The organism is Algoriphagus zhangzhouensis (assembly GCF_900148515.1).
Classification (GTDB): domain Bacteria; phylum Bacteroidota; class Bacteroidia; order Cytophagales; family Cyclobacteriaceae; genus Algoriphagus; species Algoriphagus zhangzhouensis.
Genome location: NZ_FRXN01000001.1, coordinates 155,021 through 177,350, shown reverse-complemented (window position 1 = coordinate 177,350; position 22,330 = coordinate 155,021). Strand labels below are relative to the sequence as shown.

Genomic DNA, 22,330 nt, shown 5'->3' with positions numbered 1-22,330 from the left:
TGGCTGTGCATTTGTTCATATTTTTATTCCGTTTGTACATTTCAACAGGAAAATGGCCCTTTTGACCAAATAGACCCTTGGTTCGGCTTTTCAATACATTCATTTTTTTTGTACAATCGTGCAATTGCTATCTTTCTCGATAGAAATTAATAATACACCCAGAAGCTTTCTTGTGAGAATCATCCATTCCTTAGATTTCTTTCTTTCCCCTAGAATATTGAAAAAAGGCTTTATGCTGACTTTCCTTATTGTAGCCTATGTCTTCTCGACTAGTTCAGTAATTGGACAAGCTTTCCCTTTCAAGTTCAATTATCTGACCATGGATGAGGGATTGTCCCATACAGATGTCAATGATATTGTGCAGGATGATATGGGTTTCATTTGGATCGCAACCAACTTTGGATTGGATAGATTTGATGGCTATAACCTCCGCAAATTCTATAATTCAAATGATCCGATCCAAAATGCTTTTAGAAATCGGATCATGAATATTTACCCTGATGAAAAGGGGGATTTATGGCTTTCCACAGAAGGCGGGCTTCACCGGTTTGACCCCAAGACCGAGAGATTCATGGATTATGTCCTTTTGGGAAGTCAATCCAGCCCTGTCTTAAGTAATATCTATAAACCGGAAGGTGATTTGATTTATGGAAGACTAGGATTCACTTTCAAGATTTATAAGATCTCTGGGAATCAGCTGGAGGAACAGGAGATTCCTCTTCCAGAAGGGATCCAATTTTATGATATCCAACCAGATCGCAATGGGGTCTTGCATTTTGCCGGAAATCAAGGACTTTGGAGATTAGAAAATGGAAATCAGATTAGCCAATTGACAGTATCTGGCTTGGATGAATCTGTCCTGCATAAAGTGTTTTTTGACAAAGAAAACCGAATGATTCTCTCTGCAGGCAAAACACTTTTTCTCACCAATAAAGGTACTTCGAATGGTGAATCCTCCGAGTATATTATCGAAAAAAAGGTAACCCTTGAAGAAGCTGAATCTATTCAAGTCTTTTCTGTGGCTTCCAATGGCGATTTGTGGATCAATTCACGAAATGGAATGATACGCCTTGATTCTCAGCTAAACTTCATTCAGAAAATTGACACTCAAAGCACTCCACAAAGTCTCAACACCAATGTGGCAATGAGCTCCTATATTGACCGCTCGGATTGCCTATGGGTTGGCACTTCCAATGGAGGACTCAATTACTGTGACCTGAATCAAAAGCAGTTTTATACCATGAGAGACATTCCTGGCCTGGAAAACTCATTAAATGGGAATAATGTCAAAGCGATTCTGGAAAATGGAGATGACCTATGGATAGCCACCAATGCCAAAGGTCTGAATTTATACAACCTAAAGACTAAGCAATTCACCTATTTCAACACAACAAGCTCTCCTATAAAATTAAAGACAGACGAAATTTCTTCACTGGCATTAGATGATGATAAAAACCTTTGGATAGGCAGTGTGAAAGGAATTGAAATCCTGAAAGCAGATAAAAGTGGACTTCTAAAGCCTTCAGGTTTTGATCAATTCCCTGATTATAGAATCTATACCCTGGCTAGGGATTTTTATGGAAACATCTGGTTTGGCAACTTTGAAAATTTCGGTTCTATCTGGAAGGATGAATCTGGAAAATTCCAAATCAAGATCTATGAGGAAGGTTATTTCATCTATCCAGACCCAAAAAAGCCCCAGCTACTTGTTTCAGGTCGGCACGGTTTAAAAAGGATTTTAATTGATGAAAAAGGAAACATCACAAAGACCTTCAATTACACAGCTTCAGATGCCAAAGGTGCCTTGAATTCGGATTATGTGACCGCCATAAGCCAGCAGAATGACAGTACTTATTGGATAGGAACCATTGGAGGAGGTGTAAATCAATTTAAACTCGAGCCCGAAACCAATAAATTTTCATTCCGAAATTTCAAGGATCAAAGCGGAGACTTTAATGATGTCGAAAGTGTAGAAATAGATGATAATGGAAATGTTTGGCTTGGAGGAAACGGTCTGGAAAGAATAAACCCAAAAACCTCAGAAGTAATTAGATTCAACAAGGACGATGGTTTACAGGGCAATAGCTTCAAAGTTGCAGTTTCCCACAAAGGGGCCGATGGCAAATTATACTTCGGTGGTACCAATGGGCTGAATTACTTTTATCCAGAACAAATCAAAACAAATACAATCCAGGCAAAGCCTGTTCTGACAGATATCTTAATCAACAATAAAAGGCCATCCTTTTCAAGTGAAGATTCATTACAAAACAATATCAAATATGCCATTGGATATGACGAAAATCTGACGCTCAATTACCTGCAGAATAATTTTGTCATCTCATTTTCAGCCATGCATTATGCAAATCCTTTAAAGTCCCAATACCGGTATAGACTGGAAGGATTTGATCAGGGATGGAATTACACCGATGGAAGAAGACCTTCCGCTTCTTATAATAATTTGGATTACGGAAGCTACAATTTGATCGTTCAGGCCAGCAATAATGATGGGATTTGGAGCGACGCCTCCACAGAGTTAGAGATTGTGGTTACCCCTCCTTGGTGGAATTCCAAACTTGCCAATTTCATCTATTTGTTGATTATTATTTCAATCGTTGTCGGTATATATCTCTATCAGGCCAGATGGTATAGGCTGAAAAGAGAAATGGAAATCAGAGCGATCAGTGAAAAGAAAAAGGAGGAATTATTTTCCCGCCGGGAAGAACTCTATCAACAGCAGCTGACCTTTTTTACCAATATCTCCCATGAGTTCCGCACTCCCCTCACCTTGATCATCGGTCCATTGGAGAATTTGATGAAGCAAAACCGAAACAAGGCCATCGATTACTCTTACCAGGTGATGCTTCGAAACTCCAAAAGGCTTTTTAACCTCATCAGTGAACTGATGAATTTCAGAAAGGTCTCCGAAAACATGATCAAATTGCAGGTAGAAAAATTGGATATAGAAAAGTTCTGTCTTGATCTCTCGAAGGAATTCAAACCTATTGCGTACAAAAAAGAGATTGATTTTCAGTTCATAAATAGAACCAATCATACTCAACAGGGATATTTTGATCTTCCAATTATTGAAAAAGTCCTTCTCAACCTTTTAAATAATTCATTCAAATACACAGGAACGGGAGGAAAAGTTGCGTTCGAAATCTTTGATGATTTTGAAAATTACACACCGGCATTTTCCTCTGGTTTCAATCTGATCAATGAATCCTATCGGGCAAAAAACTACCTCTATTTTAGGGTCTATGACTCAGGCATAGGAATATCAAAAGAAACAATCACCCATATTTTTGATCGCTTCTACAGAGTCAGCTCAGACCATTTGGGTTCAGGAATAGGTTTGGCGCTGGTCAAAAGCCTGACTCAGGTGCATAAAGGAGATATCTATGTCTACAGTGAAAGACAAGAAGGAACAGAGATTATCATTGGAATTCCTTGTGGTGCTGAAGATTACTCTGCTTCAGAAAAGGCCAATAATAAGGCCGTTCAGGAAGTTCGATTGGAAGCTGTGGACAAATATGAGGAGATGTTTTATACCGAAAGAATTCAACAGGAAACCGAAGATTCCAGCCCAAGCGACAGAAGTATTTTGATTGTGGAAGACAATGAGGAGCTGCGGACATTTCTGAAACAAACATTTGATAAAACATATACTGTCTACCAGGCCGAAAATGGGGAAATAGCTTTGGAATTGGCCAAAGAGAAAGTCCCCGATTTGATCATCAGTGATGTCATGATGCCAGGAATGAATGGAATTGAACTCTGCAAAGTACTGAAAGAGAGTTTTGAAACCAGCCACATCCCCTTTATCATCTTATCAGCCAAAGATGCAATCGCTTCCAAGATCGAAGGAATGGAATCAGGAGCCGACTATTATTTCTCCAAACCCCTGAGCGTCAATTTACTTTCCCTCACGGTTCAAAACATATTTGAACAAATTGAAAAATTGAAGCTGAAATTCAGAAATGATGACTATGCGGAAGCCACCCAACTGGTTCATTCTGAGAAAGATAAACTCTTCATTCAAAAACTTTTGGATCTGATTGAGGAAAATATTGAAAACACGGAATTGGATGTAGATTTCCTATGCAAACACATGCACACGAGTCGAACCAAACTTTATCAAAAGATCAAGAGCATCACGGACCAATCTGTGGCAGATTTTGTCAGAACCATCAGATTGAAAAAGGCAATTGAAATCATGACTCATGAGGATATTGCTTTGAATAAAGTCGTTGAAAGAATCGGCATGCAGAGCAGCTCCAATTTTTCTAAGATTTTCAAAAAGAAATATGGTAAGTCCCCTTTACAGTTTATGCAGTCCTTGAGAGAAAATCACAGTTAAAAACTGGATTAAATTCCAAATTAAGCCCACAAAAAAACCTGTAAGGGAATCCTTACAGGCTTTTGCAAAACCCATCTCCTTTCTAAGATGGTATAACCCAGTTTACCAAAAAATTCTATTAAGAACTCAAAAACAGACTGGCAATCCCCAGAGTTTGTTCCATGGTTAGCGGTTCATCCCAACCTTCAGAAACAGCATCCTGATCGATTCCGGTTAGATTTACAACGTTCACGCCAGCATGACTTACATTTTCCTCTCCTGCATAAATACCCGCTGCAGCCGCAGGCAAGGTTCCGTAATCATTGCCAGTAATCCAGCCTTTGGTCATGTCCTGACCCTTTTTGGTTCGCAATCTTCTGACCATGGAGGCGTGTCTAGCCTCCACAGAATGGATGGATAAAGCAGCCGTCAAGACCACATCACTCTCCATCACATTGCCTGCCTGACCTTTGTATGCCCGAACTCCGGTGTCCTCAAAAGCCTGAGCTAAAGCAAGGAATGTCGGATAATCATCAAAAGGCATGAAATTTCCCCCAGCAGTAAAATCAAATGAAGGTTCTGCAACGGGTGTTCCCATCAGAACATTGGAAATCACTTCGGTCAGGAAATTGACATGGGCCAATTCATGATCTCTAATTTTTTGAAAAATGGGACGCTCGGCGGCATCAATCACCCCAGAATCCAATCCCATTTGGTAATAGTTGTATTCCAAATGCTCCAATGTCAAGGCATAGTTTAAAACACCAATCAAAGAATCGGTATCTGCTTTGGCCACATTAGGTAAAGCACTGAGTAAAGAAACCGGCACAGCAGCTAGAGCCATCTTTTTACTCATGTCTCCAAATTGACGAAAAGCCTCCCTCCTGCTATAGAAACGGTCTTTTTCCTCAGAATTTGTGGTATCAGGACACATACTGTCCAATAGTTTTAACAAGTTCATAATTTTCAGTTTAGAGTTGGAGATTAACTTGGAAGTTGGCTGAAGTCAATTTCAGTTTTGACATAAGCACTGGCCGCAGTCAAAACCTCTTGGAAATTCAATGTCCGCTCCAAGCCATTGGCATCGATGACATCATCGCCTGCAAAATCAGCCGAATTGGGATTGATCAAATCTCGGATAGCAGCTGCATGTCTGGCTTCAACCGAAACAATCTTTCCCGCTATCAGCAACAGATCGCCACTTTCCAGAAACTGTCCTGCACCATTGTATGCGGCAACTCCCAGATCTTCAAATGTTTTTGCTGCACCCAGTACTGAATTTCGGCTGCTAAAATCAATCGAGCTGAAATCCACTTCCAAATCTGCAATCGCATTGGCCCCTAAAGCCGCTTTGAAAAACTCACGGTGAGCACGTTCATGCTTTTCCAAATCACCCATGATCGTTTTTTCTTCCGCAGAAGCATTGGCAAAATAGCTACCCATCATCACCTGAGCATAAAATGCAGCTTCCAGCTGCTCTAAAGCATAGGCATAATTCAAGATGCCCACATCTCCGGATCCTAAACTCACACCACCAGAAACAGGAGGCATTACGTCTTCGTCATCCTTACAGCCCATTAGCAGAAGTCCTGCTCCGGCTACAGATAAGGTCCCCATTTTGAGAAAAGCCCTCCTGTCTGTATGTTGAATCAAACCTTGTGGTTTGAAAAGTTCCTTTTTCATTTTGGATTGTTTTTAAGGTTAAAACTCTTTTTGGTTTCCATGGAAAAAATTTTGGCAATTCACGTGATTTGAAAAGAATTACGAGGTCGGTTCACCGATTGGATTGCCGGGTTTTGATTTTTTTTAAAAAAGAGTGGAAAAATTGCAATCTATTCCCTGAAGACCATCACTGATCACAGCCTAAAAAACTGGTTAGCAAGAAATTGAAAGAATTGTTTAATTCAGAGAAAATAGGCAATAAAAAATCGGACAAAGCAGGAAATAGACCCACAGCGTCTTTAAAAAAACAGGAAATACATTGAAAATTAAGCGACCTCTCCCAGGACAACCAGTTTCTCGAGTGTCGGAGATTCAGAACCACCCTTTGGCTCTATGGTAATGGCAAACGCCCCTGCAGCAGCCACTGCATTCATTTGCTGTAAGGTGAATTTCTCGCCCGGATTGACCAATCCGATGCCTATTGGACCATCTTCACCGATAGCCCATAACTGATAATCAAATTCGTCAGAAAGGGAGTTTAGGTTATTGACAGCTACAAACACCTCTTGGGCATTTTGATCCCAGAATACATCTACTTTGGCATCTTTTTGCATCGGAAGTGCTTCCCCCTTCATTTCTACTCGCATGAAGTCACCAGCAACAATCCGATCCAAACGGGATTCAGTTTCCTCGAATTCCAAATTGGCCTTATTCAAATTATCAGCCATCACTTGCTGATCTAAAACCAGTGCGGTGAATTTCTCATCGGTCTCGTAGAACTTCTGTGCGTAATAAATAGCAGCACTCGAGGCCAGAATTGCCACCAATGAGGCTGCAATGGCAAATGGTCTCCATGTGGAAGCTTTTACCACTTTGGCTTCTTTGACCGGTTCGGTTTTGTTAGATGCTATTGATCCAGATGTGTCCTCTTGGAAGTCTTTCTCCAAAGCAGCAAATAATTTATCCTTCACCTGAGAAGAAGGCTCTTTGCCGGTCATATCATCAAAAGCAAACATCCCCTCCTCAAGCGCATCCAATTCGGCCTGAATCTCGGGGTGAGCTTGGGCCATAGCAATGACTTCCTCGCGCTCACGCTCGGTCAACTCTCCCAGTAGGAAAAGCTCCAGTTTGCCTGATTCGATATATTGTTGGATGTCCACGCTAGATTCTACTTGAATTCTTTTTTAATACTTGCAATGCTGCCCTTACTCTTGATTTGACTGTACCCAAAGGAATGTCAAATTCCTCGGAAATTTCCGAGTGTGTATATCCTTGAAAGTAAATATACTCGATGATAAATTTTTGGTCCGTATTGAGCTGATCCATGAGCTCTCTGACTCCAATCCCGTCCACATGATCTTTTGTCTCTGATTGACTTTCTAAACCAAATACGAAGTCATCTATCGTATTGGTCTTAGTAGTTTGAGAAATTTCTTTCGAACGCAATTTATCGATGGCTTTATTCCTACAAATATTAGCCATCCAGGTATACAATCTTCCCTTTGACTCATCGTATAAGTCTATTTTTCGGGTGATTTTGATAAATGAATCGTGAAATACTTCCTCTGCAATCGTCTGATCTGAGATAATTCTCGAAATAACAGCAAATAGGGCTCTCGAATACTTTTCATAAAGGTATTCGGTAGTTGCTCGATCTCTGGACCTTAGCCCTGCTATTATTTCTTGTTCCTCCAAAAATGGTTCGGTTTTGGACCCAAGGTCTTAAAAATAAAACTCCGCACCAAATGGAAATTCTAGGTTTCAGAAAATAGATTTTATTCTTAAAAAACTGAAATCAACACAACGTAAATCTTATGAATTTTATAGAAATAGTTAACCCCCGCTTATTCGAGAGCTAACTATTATATATTCAGGATCAAATGAAAAAATATTTTACAAACTAATTTATCCATTACCAAGGCAATGGAACAACTGGAGCAAAAGTGAATCTGAATTGATGTTGTGGTCCAAAAGCTTCAGGTGAAGAAATATAATACCAGTATTGGAAGCCAACTCGAATAGGCATCTTTCCAGCCAGCAATACTTTCTGGGCTCCTGTTCCTATGGGAAATGTAAATTTGTTGCCCTTGGTGCCATTATGATTATAAGAATATGTTGGAGAAGCAGTAATTTGCCATCCTTTGGTCAAGTTGATGGTGTAAAAATACTGCCCTGCTGTGACTTTGGCACTTTTTGCTCCTTCAGCAGTAAGCCAATAGTCATCTGATAAAATTGTTGAAGTTCCTGCATCTGGATCCGTGGGGTCTCCTACTCCCCAGGCTTGGCTAACCATCAGGCCCAACACTCCAAAATTGGTCAATTTTGCTACCAAAAACTCTGGACCTAAAGTTACTTGCTTGGCTTTCAGCGCATCATTGGAAGCGGTTGGAAATCCTCCAAAAACCCCTACCAATGTTACCCATTTAGAAGGCCAACTTTTACCGACTGCAATATCAGCACTGATATTCCCTAATGCTCCTTTTTTCTCAAATCCCGCATCACCCAAAACAGGCTGTGAAATGTAAATAGGAATCAATGGTCGGACATAGAGATTTAGCCCTTCGGAAAGAGGAATAGGAAGTGATGGTTGAAAGCTCATCACCAAGCCTCCTTGATTGGCATCATTGAGGGAGCCATTGTATCTCACATAGTCAATGGGAAACAACATTTGTCCCACCGTAGCATTCGGGTTAGCCAATTCTTTGGCCAATTGTTCTGAACTCTTTTCTTCTTGAGCGAAAACGGGATTTACAAGCAATAGGATCACACTGTAAATCAGTAAATGTCTGATTTTCATAACTTTAATATTTAAGTAAGATTTCTGTTTTTTCTAGGTTAAAACTCGAATTTGGCCATTAATTGAAATCGCTTTGCATTACCGAAAGCATCATTGGAAGTCCGCTGGGCGCCCCACATATATTCTCCACCGATTGAGAAATTTTGATCAAAATGTTTGATTAGATTCAGATGACCTACTCCTCCTCTTTTCAATGCAAATGGAGCTCTTGATTCAGGTGCATCCAACCAGCCATAGGCATAATTGAAATTGGACTCCAAACCTTCCACCCATCTGTGCATAAATCCAAACATGATGGATTTGGCAGGGATAGGATCCAGTTTTCCTTCCTTATTCAATACCGCATTGGCACTACTTCCTGCAAATGCAATGATATTCTCTCCACTCGCATTCCCGAGACTGATATTGTAAGTGAAATAGTTATTCTTTCCGATATACTGCCTTCCAGCGATTACTGCATCAAATTGCAGCACTTGATCCTCGGGCCCAGTTGATCCTCCATCCCATCGCAGTTCTGCCAGGCTTGAGCCCAAAAACAAGACTCCAGTCTTCCACCGGTAATCAATTCTAAGTGCTATTAGTGGAAGTCTCAGGTTTGCCTGTCCATCAAATCCATTGGAATTCTCTATTCCCAAAGCACCTAAGTATTCCAATCCCGCAGCTATTTTCACCTTCTCACTCACTTGCTTTTGATACCTGATTTGAACAGATCGACCTCCGAACAGCGCATCTCCAGCAGCAAAGTCTATCATGAACGCCATAGACTCTAGAAATGACAAGGTTGTCCATGTTTGTCCGATGATAAAGTCACCGGCAGTGATATAGGCATGCCTTAGTCTAAATTGATTTGTAGTGGAGAAAAAATCGCCTTCGACAAAGAGCTTCAAGGGTATTTTATTGTCTGAAAAACGCCTAATATCAATATTGACCCGAGTCTCTTTTGCCAAAAAATACACATAGCCCTCATTCCCATAGGCGTCCTGTCCCTCCACAGGAATCGTTGACATCAAAAACTGGCTTTTATCAGTAGTTCCATCAAAATCATATAACAGGTCAGCTTTTAGATAGCCACCGATTTTCATTCTCAGGTCTGTTCCAAACATCGGCCAGGATCCTACGAACTGATCACTGGTTAAATCCTCGGCAGCAGTTTTCAATATATCTTCCTTAAGATCCGATTCGGGTATCACAAATTGATTCTTCGAAGAATCTTGAACTGTGATTACCTGAGTGAAACCTGATACAGGAACCAAGAAAATTAAAAGCACTTTGAGTAAACGTGAATAATTTTTCATCGACGTCATTGAGTTTTATTGCCCAGCAAGATATTTTGCAGACCTCCTTAAATAGCCCATCATTTTATCTTCACCATATGGGGGGATGTAGCCGTTGGTCGAAAAATAAACCCCCACAAAATCTCTTTCAGGATCGATGTAGATTCCCTGGCCTACATTGCCATGCTTGTATAGCGCTCCATCACTAAATACAGCGTCAAATTGAAAGGAATTCATGAGAGGTTCCTCTTGGAACTCTTCTGTAAGGCCCTTGAATTTTGCGCCTCTTCTGAAAGCTTCAACGCTTCCACCTGTTTGCAGTCTTTTTAATACTTCTGCAGAGACCACGGGTGTTACTGCTGCTTTTTCCCAACTTGGGGTAAACAGCATCCCAAATCGTCCAAAATCTTCCAAAGTGGTAGAAATTAAGCCATGAGCCACTGAGGTTCCATCAGGGGTTAGATGGTGCTGCATATCTAAGCGTGCTGTCATTTTGCCCCACACTCGCTCCTCAAATAGTTTTGCCCAGGTCTTGTTTTCGATGCGCTCGGCAATCACTACAAATATTTGTGTGACAGCGGAGGAATAACGGAAGACCTCACCGGGTTTTTCCCCTTCGATTTTTTCTGCATCCTTTAAGATATCCAGCCAGTCATCCACTTTTCCGGTTTCAGGATTTGCTGTTCCAAATTCAGCGCTGAAGAATTTTACAATGATGGAGGATGGATTGATAATGGCATCCAAAGTTTCTTCCAACTGGAGTCCTGTTGCCATATTAGCCGCATCGATCATTTTGATTCCATCCCAATTCGTTCCTTTGAATTCTGGGATATAGTCAACCACTTCTTTCTGCATATCGACTTTACCTTCCGCTTCCAATTGCGCTATCACCAACCCGACTGTTGTTTTTCCCGGTGACATCCAGGCATGCATATCCATCGGGTTCATCCCTGGATAGGCCTCATAAACGATTTTTCCTTTGTGAATCATGAGTGCTCCCTGAACCCGATGGTTGGGATGAACTACATACTCATTGACAGTTAGTTCACCTTCTTTCACAGGAAAAGTGACCTTGTTTCCAATCTCCGCATTCAAGCTTTTATCCAGCGGTCTATATAGCTCATTAGGTTTAGAAGTAGCTGTCGGCAACATCTCACTCAAGTGTAGGTTATAATAAACCGCATGGTCGCCTCCCATCTGATAATGAAAGTTTTCAAAGCTCTTTAATGCCTGCTGAGAAAATTCGAGAGAAAAAGGAGACTTCGCGAAGTTGATAGGCAGGGTTACCTTTGCCCCTGGCACTTCCAAGTATTTTGCAAGTGGGTTATCTTGGCTATATGACATGCCGGAAATCAGTGTTAAACCAAATGCAAACCCCATTCTGAATATTGTTGTCTTTAAATTTTTCATGATTGATTTAGTTTAATGTGTTTTTATAGATTTTACCGTCTTTCATGATCATCACAAAGTTGTTTTCAGGATCGGCTATTAAATTGATATCCTCCAAAGGATTACCGTCTAATAAAAGTAAATCTGCTAAGGCCTCTTCTTCAATGACTCCATTTTTTCCAGGATAAGGATCCCTGGGTCCACACAACTTGAAGAGTTCATAATTGGTACTAGTAGCCATTTTCAACACTTCCCATGGCTCATACCACCTCTTGAGTTTTGCTAGTGCCTTACCCTGTGTGGCTGCAATGGCTGCCCCATTTTGCAAATCCGAACCAAAAGCAACCTTCAAATCATATTTTGCGGCCAACTCGTAGGCTTTTTCAGTGCCCGCAGTCATTGCTAAAAATTTTTGTTGCTCGAAAGATCCATCAGGAAATGGAATGGCATCTTCATCATTCAGCAAAGGTTGCAAACAAAGCCAAGCATTATGTTCTTTGATCAATTTAGCGGTCTCTTCCGTAATCATCTGCCCATGTTCAATGGATTGAACTCCAGCTTCTAAAGCACCTCGTACCGCAATATCCGAATAAGCATGGACGGCTACATAGGTATTCCAAGTAGCTGCCACTTCTACCGCCGCCTTCATTTCATCCAGCGTATATTGCCTTACATCCAGTGGATCACTCAGCGAAGCCACGCCTCCACCCGCCATCACTTTGATCTGTGTTGCACCGCTCATTAAATTCTCGCGAACACGTCTAATCACCTGAGGAACACCATCTGCGATCTTTGTCCAGCCCATCAATTCCCCATCAAGAAGTTCTCTTCCATCTTTCCTAGTCATAGCAGTAGGAAAACGGAAATCTCCATGTCCGGAAGTCTGGGTGATATAGGCTCCTGAAGGATAGATTCTTGGCCCTACAATCCTTCCTTCATCGATCATCTTTTTGATTCCAAAAACTGGCCCACCTACATCGCGGACTGAGGTAAAACCCCGCATCAAGGCGGCTTCAGCAGCTTCTGCACCTACCAAAGTCAGATACCCAATATCATTCACAAAGATTTGCATACTGGCAATATGCGCGTGCATGGTATGCCAATGTGCATCGGTGAGCCCTGGTATCAGAGTTTTGCCAGAGGCATCAATGATTTTTGAATTCTCATCCTGGGTGATCATGATCCCTTCAGCAATCTGAACGATCTTGTTTCCACGAATAAGTACATCCTTACCTTCGAGCAAGGTATTTGTACCATCAAAGATTTTAGCGTTGATAATTAAAGTTTGCTTTTCTTGTGCTTGGACATATGTCACCGAACTAAGGAGAATCATCGACACAAACACAATTATATTAATATTTAACTTTTTCATTTTTTCATCAATTAGACAAACCTTATATAAATTATATAACAGATATAATATAATTCTAATAACTCACTATTTCAAATCCCCTTTCATCAGTTTTAAACCAAATGCTAGCAATACAATTGTTATCGGAAAAATAAGTTGCTTGTAATCCAAATCATTAGGATTTGAGAAGAAGGACAATGAACACCAAACAGTTAGTGTCAATAGCAATGTCTCCCACAACAGCACTTTTAATTCTAAAAAAGAGGTTAAATGAGAGAATATGATACTATTCTTGAATGTATTCTCATCCCCGATGAACAACTTATAAATCCCTCCAGCCAGAATTAAAATAACCAAAGCAAAGAGAAAAGTATCCACTGATTCGATTAAAGCAACACCTGTCACCCCCTCATGAATACCAATCATAATCATTACACTCTCAAACAATTCCATTGCACCTAGAATAATTACGAATACTCCAGAAATTAATATCAAAATTGATATAATCAAGGCAAAATATCTTATCCTAAAAAGATCTTCTATATTTTTCATTTCTTCTATTTATACTATATATATACAACAAGTATTTTATAATATTTTTGAAACAAACACTCAATTAAAACATACTTTATTCCTTTTCTATAAGCTTTCTAGATTCCCGAAAATCTGATAAAAGAATCCGATGGATTTCCCATATTCTCCGACCAAAATCCGCTCATTTACTCCGTGAAAACCTTCAAATTCTTTGGTATTTTCTAATTGCAAAGCGGTGATGGTATAGACATCCGGTGCGAAAGGACGGGCCTGAAAGTGCTTGGAATCTGATCCTCCAATGACAAAGAATGGAGATACCAAAAGATCATTCCCCCAAATCTGTCGGATGGTTTTTTCCAGCATGTTGTAAGCAGGATTGCCTACTTCGGCGATGTTGGTGGCTGGAGTGGAAGCCGAAATATCCCGAATGGTGATTCTGTCATCTTGAATCGCATCTTTCACATGTTGGATGATGACTTCCGGAGTATCGCCCGGCATAGGTCTAAAGTTCACCACTGCTGTAGCTGCAGGAGGCAAAACATTATCCTTGATCCCGGCATTAAACATCGAAACTGCAATAGTCGTGTGGAGCATAGCTCGGGTTACCTGGTTTTGGGACATGGTCTCTATAAATTGTTCTTCCAAATCAGTCATTTCTCCATCTTTTCCAAAAGCCACAGCTGCAAAGAGAGGCTGAAGTTTTTCATCTAACTCTGGACCCAAATAGCGGTATTGGGAACGAACAGCGGGATGGATTCTGTAAGGAAACTGCGCGGCTTCCAATTTGGTAATAGCTTTAGCCAATATTCCAATATTGGATTCAACCGGTGGTTGGGAAGAGTGACCTCCTACTCCATTCATGGCTAATTCCAAACTGATAAATCCCTTTTGGGCAATTCCGATCAAAGCGGTGTTTTCTTCTATTCCCGGAAAAATACCCGGGGTCAAAGGAGCTGATTCATCCATGACATAGGAAAATCTTTTGATTCCCCGCTGTTCCAAAACATCTGCTATATATTTGGCTCCTTCCGGACCGCCAACTTCCTCATCCTGACCAAACACAAAATAGATGGTTCGAGATGGCTGCCAACCTTCCTTGATACGCATTTCGGCGGCTTCCAATATCCCATGAATCTGATTCTTATCATCCAACACCCCACGGCCCCAGATGTATCCATCTTTTACAGTTCCGGCAAATGGATCTACTTCCCATTGATCTCGAGAGTCCGCGGGTACAGGCACTACGTCCTGATGGGCATAAAATAATGCCGGTTCCAGACTCGGATCTGTTCCTTCCCAGGTATAGAGTAAACTATAGGGCCGTGGATCCCCCAGCACTTCTTTTTTCAAGGTTTTGTGAACCAATGGATAGGCTTGCTCCAAAAATTTGTGATAATCCAAAAATGCCTTCGTATCAAAGTCATCCCGATCCTGATTGGAAATGGTAGGAAAGGTTACCGCTTTGGACAGGCGCTTTACAGCTCCATCTAGATCCACTTCTATGGAAATCTGATCAACCCCTTTCATTTGCATAGAGGTAAATTCCTCCAAATTAACCGAAGTCTGCGTGGAGGATTCCTGATCTACTTTTTTTGATTCTTGAGTGCAAGCAGTCATCATCCAAGTGATGAACAGTGCAGCCAACGAGTAATTGAATGTTCTCATGATTTTATCAATTATGGTAATAAGCTTTTCTTAACTAGAAATCAGTAAGCGTAATCGGTATTCGTAATCGGCGGGCTTATGAAATCAAGGAATCGTATTGTGAGCCCCGTAAAAATCTTTCTACAAATGTGAAGTGAAATGAAAAATGGAATTTCACTTATAGTTCTAAATGTTTGACCTATTGTTTCAAACTTGTAAAACCAATTTAAAAAACAAAAACCACTGATTTTATGATAATTATCAGTGGTTTAAAAAATTTTACCAAATGTTCTAAAAGACTTTACCTATTGTTTATGACAGTATATTTCTCTGTATTTATTAGGTGATACGCCAAACTCTTCTGTAAAAATTCTAGAAAAATAAGATAGGCTATCTAAACCTATTTCAAGCGCAACTTGACTGATATTTAAATCAGTAGTACAAAGTAATTCTACTGCCTTTTCCAGTCTAACCTGTTTAATAAAATGGGAGGTGGATTTATTGGTGAGTGATTTAATTTTATTATGCAACTGGGTCCGGCTCATATAGGCCTTTTTACAAAGTTCAGGAACACCAAAGCTCTCCTCTTCCATGCTGGCTTGCACGATTTCTCGAAGCCTGATAATGAATTCATCTTCCTGCTTGATTTCAATATCTTCTGAAGGTTTCAATTCTTTCAAATCACCATACCGAGCCCATAGCCTTTGTCTTTGAGCCAAAAGATTTTGCAGCTGGATCAACAGCTCCCGCTTATCAAATGGCTTGGCCAGATAGGCATCTGCACCTCTTTCTAAACCAGAGATTCTTGATTCTATATCTGCTTTGGCGGTAAGCAATACGATAGGAATATGACTTGTTTTCTCATCGTTCTTTAGGTTCTGGCACAAAGCAAGTCCATCAGCTTTTGGCATCATGACATCACTTAAGATGATATCGGGCACTTGCTCCAAAGCCATTTCAATTCCCATTTGTCCATCCACAGCAACCTGAATCTGATATTCCTCATCCAGGCAGGAGGCTATGTAGCTCCTGACATCAGCATTATCCTCCACTATCAATAAGGTAGGGAGATTACCTTCAGCTTCTTTATAAGTTAACGTTTGGGAATTTGCATTTTCAAGGTGAATAGGCACGTCAATCTTTGCATGTTCCGGTTCTTCCAAACCTGCCAGATGCGAAATAGGAAGCCGAACCGTAAAAGTGGTAGACTCTCCTTCCTTACTGGAAACCGAAATTTCTCCGTTTAAAATCTTTACCAACTCCCAAACCAGCGTCAAACCAATTCCTGTTCCACTTCCTGTCCTACTGTACTCATCATCCACCTGATAAAAACGATCAAAAATATGACCTAATTTATCTTCTGGAATTCCTATGCCATTGTCGGAAACTACGATCTCGTAAAAAGGATTTTCCTCCTGTTGATTGTCATTTAGAGTAACCGAAACATGTCCTCCTCTCGGAGTAAACTTGATCGCATTGGTCAATAAATTAGAGACAATGTGTAATATCTTTTCAGGATCATAATCTACCAGCAATTCTGAAGATTTGGATTCAAAACTAACAGCAACCCCTTTTTCTTCTGAAAGGGATTCAAATGACTCTATGATGTATTGAATATGGCCTAATACGTCTCCTTGGATGAAATGGGCACTTTCTGGACCAGATTCCAACTTCCGTAATCGAAGTATTTGATTGACTAGATTTAGAAGCAGTTTTGCATTTCTACGAATCAGACTTTTTTCTTTTTCATTTTCCTGAATCTGATCAGACACTCCCAATATCACAGTCAGTGGCGTTCTGAATTCATGGGAAATATTGGTAAAAAATCGCGATTTGGATTCATCCAGCTCCTGAAGTTTGAAGGCTTGCTGAGTGATTGTTTCTTTATCCTCTTGAATTTTCTTCGTCCTGCGATGAACCTCAACCTCTAATCGGTTCCTTTCTGTTTGTATCCTTCTTACATAAATGTAAATAGCTAATAGAACCGGAATAGAAATCAGAATGTAAAACCACCATTGCTTATAAAAGTACTCTTTCACATAAATGGGAATTTCTAAAGGAGTCAAGGTTTGATTTGACTTAAAATCACTTCCCTTCACCTGAACCCTATACTCTCCCGGAGGGATATTATTGATGGTTACTTCAGAAGCAGATCCAATATTGATCCAAGAAATTGCTGATTCTTGCTCTAGGGAAGTCCCCAAAGGAAGCAATCGATACAAAAAAGCATGCTCTTTCATGTTCCCGTAATCAGACAAAGCAAAATCAAGCTTCAAAAACCGCTGGGCAGCAGGAATGATTAATGGTTCTTTCAGCTCATAAGATCCTTGTCTAATCCTATTCTCCCTTTCATTACTATCGAAATACTCCAAGCTGGTTAGGTAAATTGAATTAGATTTCTTTAAGGCAGTTTTTTCAAGTACCTCCTTCGGATCCAAAATAATTGTCCCAGCATAGCCGGCAAACACCATCTTCCCATTTGGCATTCGGTAGCAGGCCTGTTTGTGGAATATTTCATGAATTAAGCCGTCCTTTTGATTTAATTCTAGCAGGACCATTCCTTCTGAATCCACTACTGTAATTCCATTGTAGGTAGAAACCCACTGGTTCCCTTCATCATCAGAAAGAATTCCGACTACCGTATTATTAGCCAAACCCTGACTTTCAGAAATTTGTTGAATGGCAAGGCTCTTAGGATCAAAAATGAGAAGACCTTGAGTACCTGTTCCCAACCAAAGTTTTCCTTTATCATCTTCATGGATTAATAAAATATCTTGGTCTTGGAGCAATGGTATTTGATAGAAATGCTCAATCTCCTTCTTTTTGAGATCTATTGCCCAAAGCCCATTTTGAGCCCCAACCCAAAGAAGAGAGTCTTCTAGCAATAAAAGATCATTTACTTTAGCACGAATGCTAAATGGCTTTTCTTCAACTAGAAAAGGCCTTTTTGATTGGGTATTGATGTTAAAAATAAAAAGTTCACCATTTTCACCGCCATCAATTCCATCATCCTTGAAAAGAGCTACCTCTTGATCATTCAAAAAGATAAACTTTTCAAATTTGGCATCTGTAGGAAAGTAGTCTATCTGGTTGGTTCGAATATCATAGGATTGTAGGCCAACTCTTTTTTCGGTATAAAAATCAGCGGACATCCATATTTTCCCATTCCTTTGAATTAGAGAAGAAAACTCCCTCGCTCTTACAAATTCTCCCCCCGTCAAGCGACTCCCTTGCCAGCCTCCATTGATCAAATCATACCGGTTGACTTGCACATCAGAATTATAAACTAAACTGGTATCACCGATACTGATGATTTGACCTCTTTTATAACTCGGACTCCCATGGATTTTGGTGATGTTCAATGGTGCCTGAATATCCATAAATGCAACTCCAGCTCTTCTTTGAGAAGAACCTATTTCCGTTTTGAAATCCTCGCTAAAAAAATTTCCTTCATGTTGGAAATCATATTCATATGAGAAACTTAATTCTTTGATTAAATCACTATAATCTACCCAGAAACCATCACTGCCTATCAATAGAGCCTTTCGATTCGCTGTAGCAGTTGCATATAAGTAAGGATCTGGATATCCAGATACCAACAAGATGTTACCTTTTTTATCTTTTGAAATAAAAACCCGGAGCACGGTATTATCTCCTTCATCTCTTAGAATCACCTGATTCAAGCCTCCATTTGGCAACAGAGTTTGTGTTTGGGTATCGAGCTCAAAAAATCCATTTTTCTTTCCCAGAAAAATCAAAAACTTCCCATTATTCTGAGACATAAGCTTCCACTCAAAACCACTTCCGTTATCTGCCATTCCTTCCTTTTTAACTGGAGGAATTCCTTCAAATTGAGTCCATGGAATAAATTCGAATTCACCTGAATTCAAAGCTGCTTTTACGAGCCCTTTTTGCTGATGAAAAAACCAAGCATGGCCATTTGAAATATCTAAAGAGTAAGCAAAAGTTCTAGGAGGAGTCGGTGAGAGTTCCCCATCAAAATTGAGTTGGATTGATCCGATCTCTTCATTTTGGGATTTATCAAAGTTAATTAAATGGTATTTGGCGGAATCAAGTTGACGTTGGTTTTCTCCTTCCAAAGTCAAAGCTAAGATCCCTCCATTAGGATCATGGATTGCATTGAGGAGTTTGGAACCTTCATTCAACTTAAAAAAGAATTGTTCTCTTGTATCTGGGTTCCAGGAAAACAAAGTCTCATTCTGTAAATCCGCACCGAATAAATCTCCCTCAGATGTGATCCCTAATAAATACCAGACAGGAGCCAAATCACCTTCTTTTATCCAATCGGGTTTGATTTCATAAAAGAAACTCTGCTCTCCATCGAACTGAAAAAAACTCATTCTTAACTCCCTCGCATCTTCTTGACAAGGATTCGCCCAAAGCCTCCCTTTTTGATCTAAAAAGCTAGTACCCAGACAATAAACAGCCAATCCGTCTGAAAGGCCAAAGTTTTGAATATTGATACTGGTAGGTGCATGTGCAAAGGTTATACTGTCCCGATCATAAAAAGTAAATCCTGTATTTAGGACAACTAAAATATATAGTATAAAAATCTTTAAATAACCCATAAAATCAACTAAGAGATTATTAAATAAAGTTCGTTAGATCTGTATTTAATAAAAGAAATAAAAAGCCTCTTAGCAAGATTTAGGAATATGAGTTTTATTCTATTTCATAAGAAAAATTAATTATTAGCTCTTAGCTAAATTGATAATTCCCCTAACAAATCTGTCTAATTCCTGAGTAGTCGTATAAACATGGGGAGTGACCCGCATCCCATGAAACTTCCCAGTCTTATCACCTTTTTGAGTAACATGGATATGATACTCTTTGAGAAGTTTTTGAGCAACTTCACCATCTGGCATATTCTTTAGAGAAAAAGAAGCTAATGCGCAGGCAAATTCAGGTTTCATGGAAGTCTTGATTTCTACATTTGGGATATCGATTACTCTCTCCACCCAATAGTTTTTTAAGAACCTTAACCTTTCCTCTTTTCTTTGAATCCCGATGACATTGTGAAACTGAATAGCTCTGGCAATTGATAATTCAGCCGGTAAATTTCGGGTTCCAAAAGTTGAAAACTTATTGATATTATCACTTTGGGGGTTTGCATGGGTAAACAGCGGCCACAGTTCCTGAATTTCAGATTTCTTGACATAAAGCATTCCTGTGCCAAAGGGAGCACAAAGCCATTTATGCAAACTGGTACCATAAAAATCACAGCCCAATTCTGGAATTTTAAAATTGATATGGCCAAAAGAATGAGCCCCATCCACTAAAACCTTCACTTTGGGGTTTACTGATTTGACAGAATCTGAGATTTTCCTGACAGGCAAAATGTTTCCATTGATATTATTGACATGAGTGATCGTCACTACTTTGGTTTTATCTGTAACAGCATTTTTATAAGCCTCCACGATCACATCATCATCCTCAACTGGTAAATCAAAAGAAAGCCATTTCAAAGTCACACCATACCTAGCCTCCACCTCCTGCCAGGTATTCATGACAGAGGTATAATCCTGCTCACAAAGAATGATTTCATCTCCTTTTTGATAATTCATCCCCCAAATGACAGTATTAATCGCTTCAGTGGTATTTCGATTGACTGCGATCTCTTCCGGACTACAACCGGCCAATTCTGCCAATTGCTCTCTCACAGCATTAGAAATATCACCTTTGCTCCACATATACATGGAGGGGATCGTATTGAATTCCCGAGTATAATGCTCAAAGACCTCCTGAACCACCTTCGGTTGTGGACTGACACTTCCATTATTCAGGTTGGCGATAGTCGATGATACGGAATATTCATTTCTCACCCAATCCCATAGAAAATCATCTTCTTCTATCAAAGGCAGTTCTTTCCAGACATCTTTTTCTTTTCGGGTTTCCATGGAAATACCTGGGGTTGCAAAAGTGGAGGAAGCCGCTGCGGCCAGAATTCCTTTCTTCAGAAAGTTTCTTCTATTATTCATTTGTATGGGTGGTGGTTTGAAAAAGATAATACTGATAAATTCTTTTCGAGTAATGAAGAATTCATTGAAACTCAAAAAATGGTGATAAGTGGAGAACTATTTCAACCAGGGCAGATTGGAAAGAAACATTCTTCATGACTCAATTCAAATTCGGAATTGTAAATGAATCAAATGTTCAGAGTTCTTATCAATAAGGAAACTCCTATGCCTTTAAGAAAACTGAAATTGAATAGGGATTGAATTGAGTGAAGTCAAAAAACAAAAAATTGTAATATTTCAAGAATAAAATAAAAAAGCAGGAGAAAATCTCCTGCCCTTTATTTGAAAACTAAACCAACTATTATTTAACTACCACAATGAATTCAAAAATAATACAATTATTAACAAAACAAAATCCAAAATAAAAATTTGTCTTTTTTATTTATTCTTTAGGAAACGTACTGCGCTGAAAAGCAATTCCCAAAGCTAGCCCCTGGCTAAATTGGATTTTATCGTCTTGGTCAATATCGTAAATAGTCAGTGTGGTTAAGCTCACATTGATCAAATTGGAAACTTTAGCATTCAAGCCTACATCTAAGCGATGATCAATCGTATCGAAAGCCAAAGTTTCATAATTCGCATACATCTGATATCTAACTAAAAGTGAGACATTTTCAGATAATTTCTTATTCCAGTCGGCCAGCAAACTAAAAGCCGCCCATTCTTTTCGTACTGTTTCCCCTATTGGTACTCCATAGTTTTCTGGAACATTCAGATACAAATCTTTATCAGTCACAAAAGTAAATCTTGGAGAAAATGGAGAAAGTCTCAGGCTAAACTCATCGTTTGGCTTGTATTCGAATCCCAAGGCAGTTGTCAAGTAAGCTGGATTGGCAAACTTGGATATCAATGTTCTTGTTCCATCATCATTGAATTCATAACCTGCAGCAAATTGTGAAAGGAAGTTAGCAGAAAAGAACATATTCCACTTTGGTCCAATAGCATAACCCACCTTTGAATCCAAGAAAATCCGGTCATTTGACTTTCGGCCATCTTCACCTTGGTTTTTCACAATCCCGTAGATGAAATCCATGGTATTGTCCCAAGACCATTTGTCTTTCTTATAATTCGCTCTACCATTGAGGTAGGTACCAATGGCAATCGAATTGACACCCCCACCCTTCCAGTTACTACTAAAAGAACCTTGATTGAAATTCAAACCTCCACCAATTTCTTTTAACCAATAGGTGGTGTCTTTTTCTGCCTCCTGGGCCATTACCTGTGTAGCCATCAAGGCTAAAAAGAAAAGCGTAAATAATCTTTTCATAAACTGTAGTTTGAGTAATTTAACTTTAAATAATTAAT

General features: G+C 39.7%; 14 protein-coding genes. 1 reads left to right on the top strand and 13 read right to left on the bottom strand.

Translation table 11 applies throughout. The features are described 5' to 3' along the window. Positions 1-232: 232 nt before the first annotated feature. Positions 233-4,357 carry a hybrid sensor histidine kinase/response regulator transcription factor gene (locus tag BUF13_RS00690; RefSeq protein WP_134204280.1) on the top strand — a complete coding sequence of 1,375 codons (4,125 nt, stop codon included), beginning with the start codon at positions 233-235 and terminating at the stop codon, positions 4,355-4,357. Positions 4,358-4,475: 118 nt separating this feature from the next. Here BUF13_RS00690 and BUF13_RS00685 read toward each other — a convergent pair whose 3' ends face one another. The 13 genes from BUF13_RS00685 to BUF13_RS00625 form a co-directional block, all read right to left on the bottom strand. After that, on the bottom strand, positions 4,476-5,297 hold the full coding sequence (locus BUF13_RS00685; protein WP_073569833.1) for a ferritin-like domain-containing protein: 822 nt from the start codon (positions 5,295-5,297) through the stop codon (positions 4,476-4,478). Positions 5,298-5,320: 23 nt separating this feature from the next. Then, complete coding sequence (locus BUF13_RS00680; protein ID WP_073569832.1) at positions 5,321-6,019, bottom strand: ferritin-like domain-containing protein; 699 nt, start codon at positions 6,017-6,019, stop codon at positions 5,321-5,323. A gap of 305 nt (positions 6,020-6,324) precedes the next feature. Beyond that, positions 6,325-7,158 carry an anti-sigma factor gene (locus BUF13_RS00675; protein WP_073569831.1) on the bottom strand — a complete coding sequence of 278 codons (834 nt, stop codon included), beginning with the start codon at positions 7,156-7,158 and terminating at the stop codon, positions 6,325-6,327. Position 7,159: 1 nt separating this feature from the next. Beyond that, the gene (locus BUF13_RS00670) at positions 7,160-7,693 is read right to left on the bottom strand and encodes an RNA polymerase sigma factor (protein WP_073569830.1); all 534 of its coding nucleotides are present in this window, start codon (positions 7,691-7,693) and stop codon (positions 7,160-7,162) included. A gap of 217 nt (positions 7,694-7,910) precedes the next feature. Beyond that, positions 7,911-8,795: a hypothetical protein gene (locus BUF13_RS00665; protein WP_073569829.1), complete on the bottom strand. Its 885-nt coding sequence runs from the start codon at positions 8,793-8,795 to the stop codon at positions 7,911-7,913. A 38-nt stretch (positions 8,796-8,833) separates the two neighbouring features. Further along, positions 8,834-10,090, bottom strand: coding sequence for a DcaP family trimeric outer membrane transporter (locus BUF13_RS00660; protein ID WP_073569828.1), 1,257 nt, complete (start codon positions 10,088-10,090; stop codon positions 8,834-8,836). A gap of 15 nt (positions 10,091-10,105) precedes the next feature. Beyond that, positions 10,106-11,479: a serine hydrolase domain-containing protein gene (locus tag BUF13_RS00655; protein WP_073569827.1), complete on the bottom strand. Its 1,374-nt coding sequence runs from the start codon at positions 11,477-11,479 to the stop codon at positions 10,106-10,108. 7 nt (positions 11,480-11,486) lie between these two features. After that, positions 11,487-12,830 carry a metal-dependent hydrolase family protein gene (locus BUF13_RS00650; RefSeq protein ID WP_073569826.1) on the bottom strand — a complete coding sequence of 448 codons (1,344 nt, stop codon included), beginning with the start codon at positions 12,828-12,830 and terminating at the stop codon, positions 11,487-11,489. A gap of 66 nt (positions 12,831-12,896) precedes the next feature. Further along, the gene (locus BUF13_RS00645; RefSeq protein WP_073569825.1) at positions 12,897-13,361 is read right to left on the bottom strand and encodes a YqhA family protein; all 465 of its coding nucleotides are present in this window, start codon (positions 13,359-13,361) and stop codon (positions 12,897-12,899) included. An 87-nt stretch (positions 13,362-13,448) separates the two neighbouring features. After that, positions 13,449-15,008, bottom strand: coding sequence for a M20 family peptidase (locus BUF13_RS00640; RefSeq protein WP_208327354.1), 1,560 nt, complete (start codon positions 15,006-15,008; stop codon positions 13,449-13,451). Between the two features lie 284 nt (positions 15,009-15,292). Next, complete coding sequence (locus tag BUF13_RS00635; RefSeq protein ID WP_073569824.1) at positions 15,293-19,576, bottom strand: hybrid sensor histidine kinase/response regulator transcription factor; 4,284 nt, start codon at positions 19,574-19,576, stop codon at positions 15,293-15,295. A 123-nt stretch (positions 19,577-19,699) separates the two neighbouring features. Beyond that, positions 19,700-20,986, bottom strand: a complete 1,287-nt coding sequence (locus tag BUF13_RS00630) for an aminotransferase class V-fold PLP-dependent enzyme (protein WP_073569823.1) — start codon at positions 20,984-20,986, stop codon at positions 19,700-19,702. 421 nt (positions 20,987-21,407) lie between these two features. Then, entirely contained in the window at positions 21,408-22,292 is an 885-nt protein-coding gene (locus tag BUF13_RS00625) for a DUF3078 domain-containing protein (RefSeq protein WP_073569822.1), read from the bottom strand. Between the last annotated feature and the right edge of the window lie 38 nt (positions 22,293-22,330).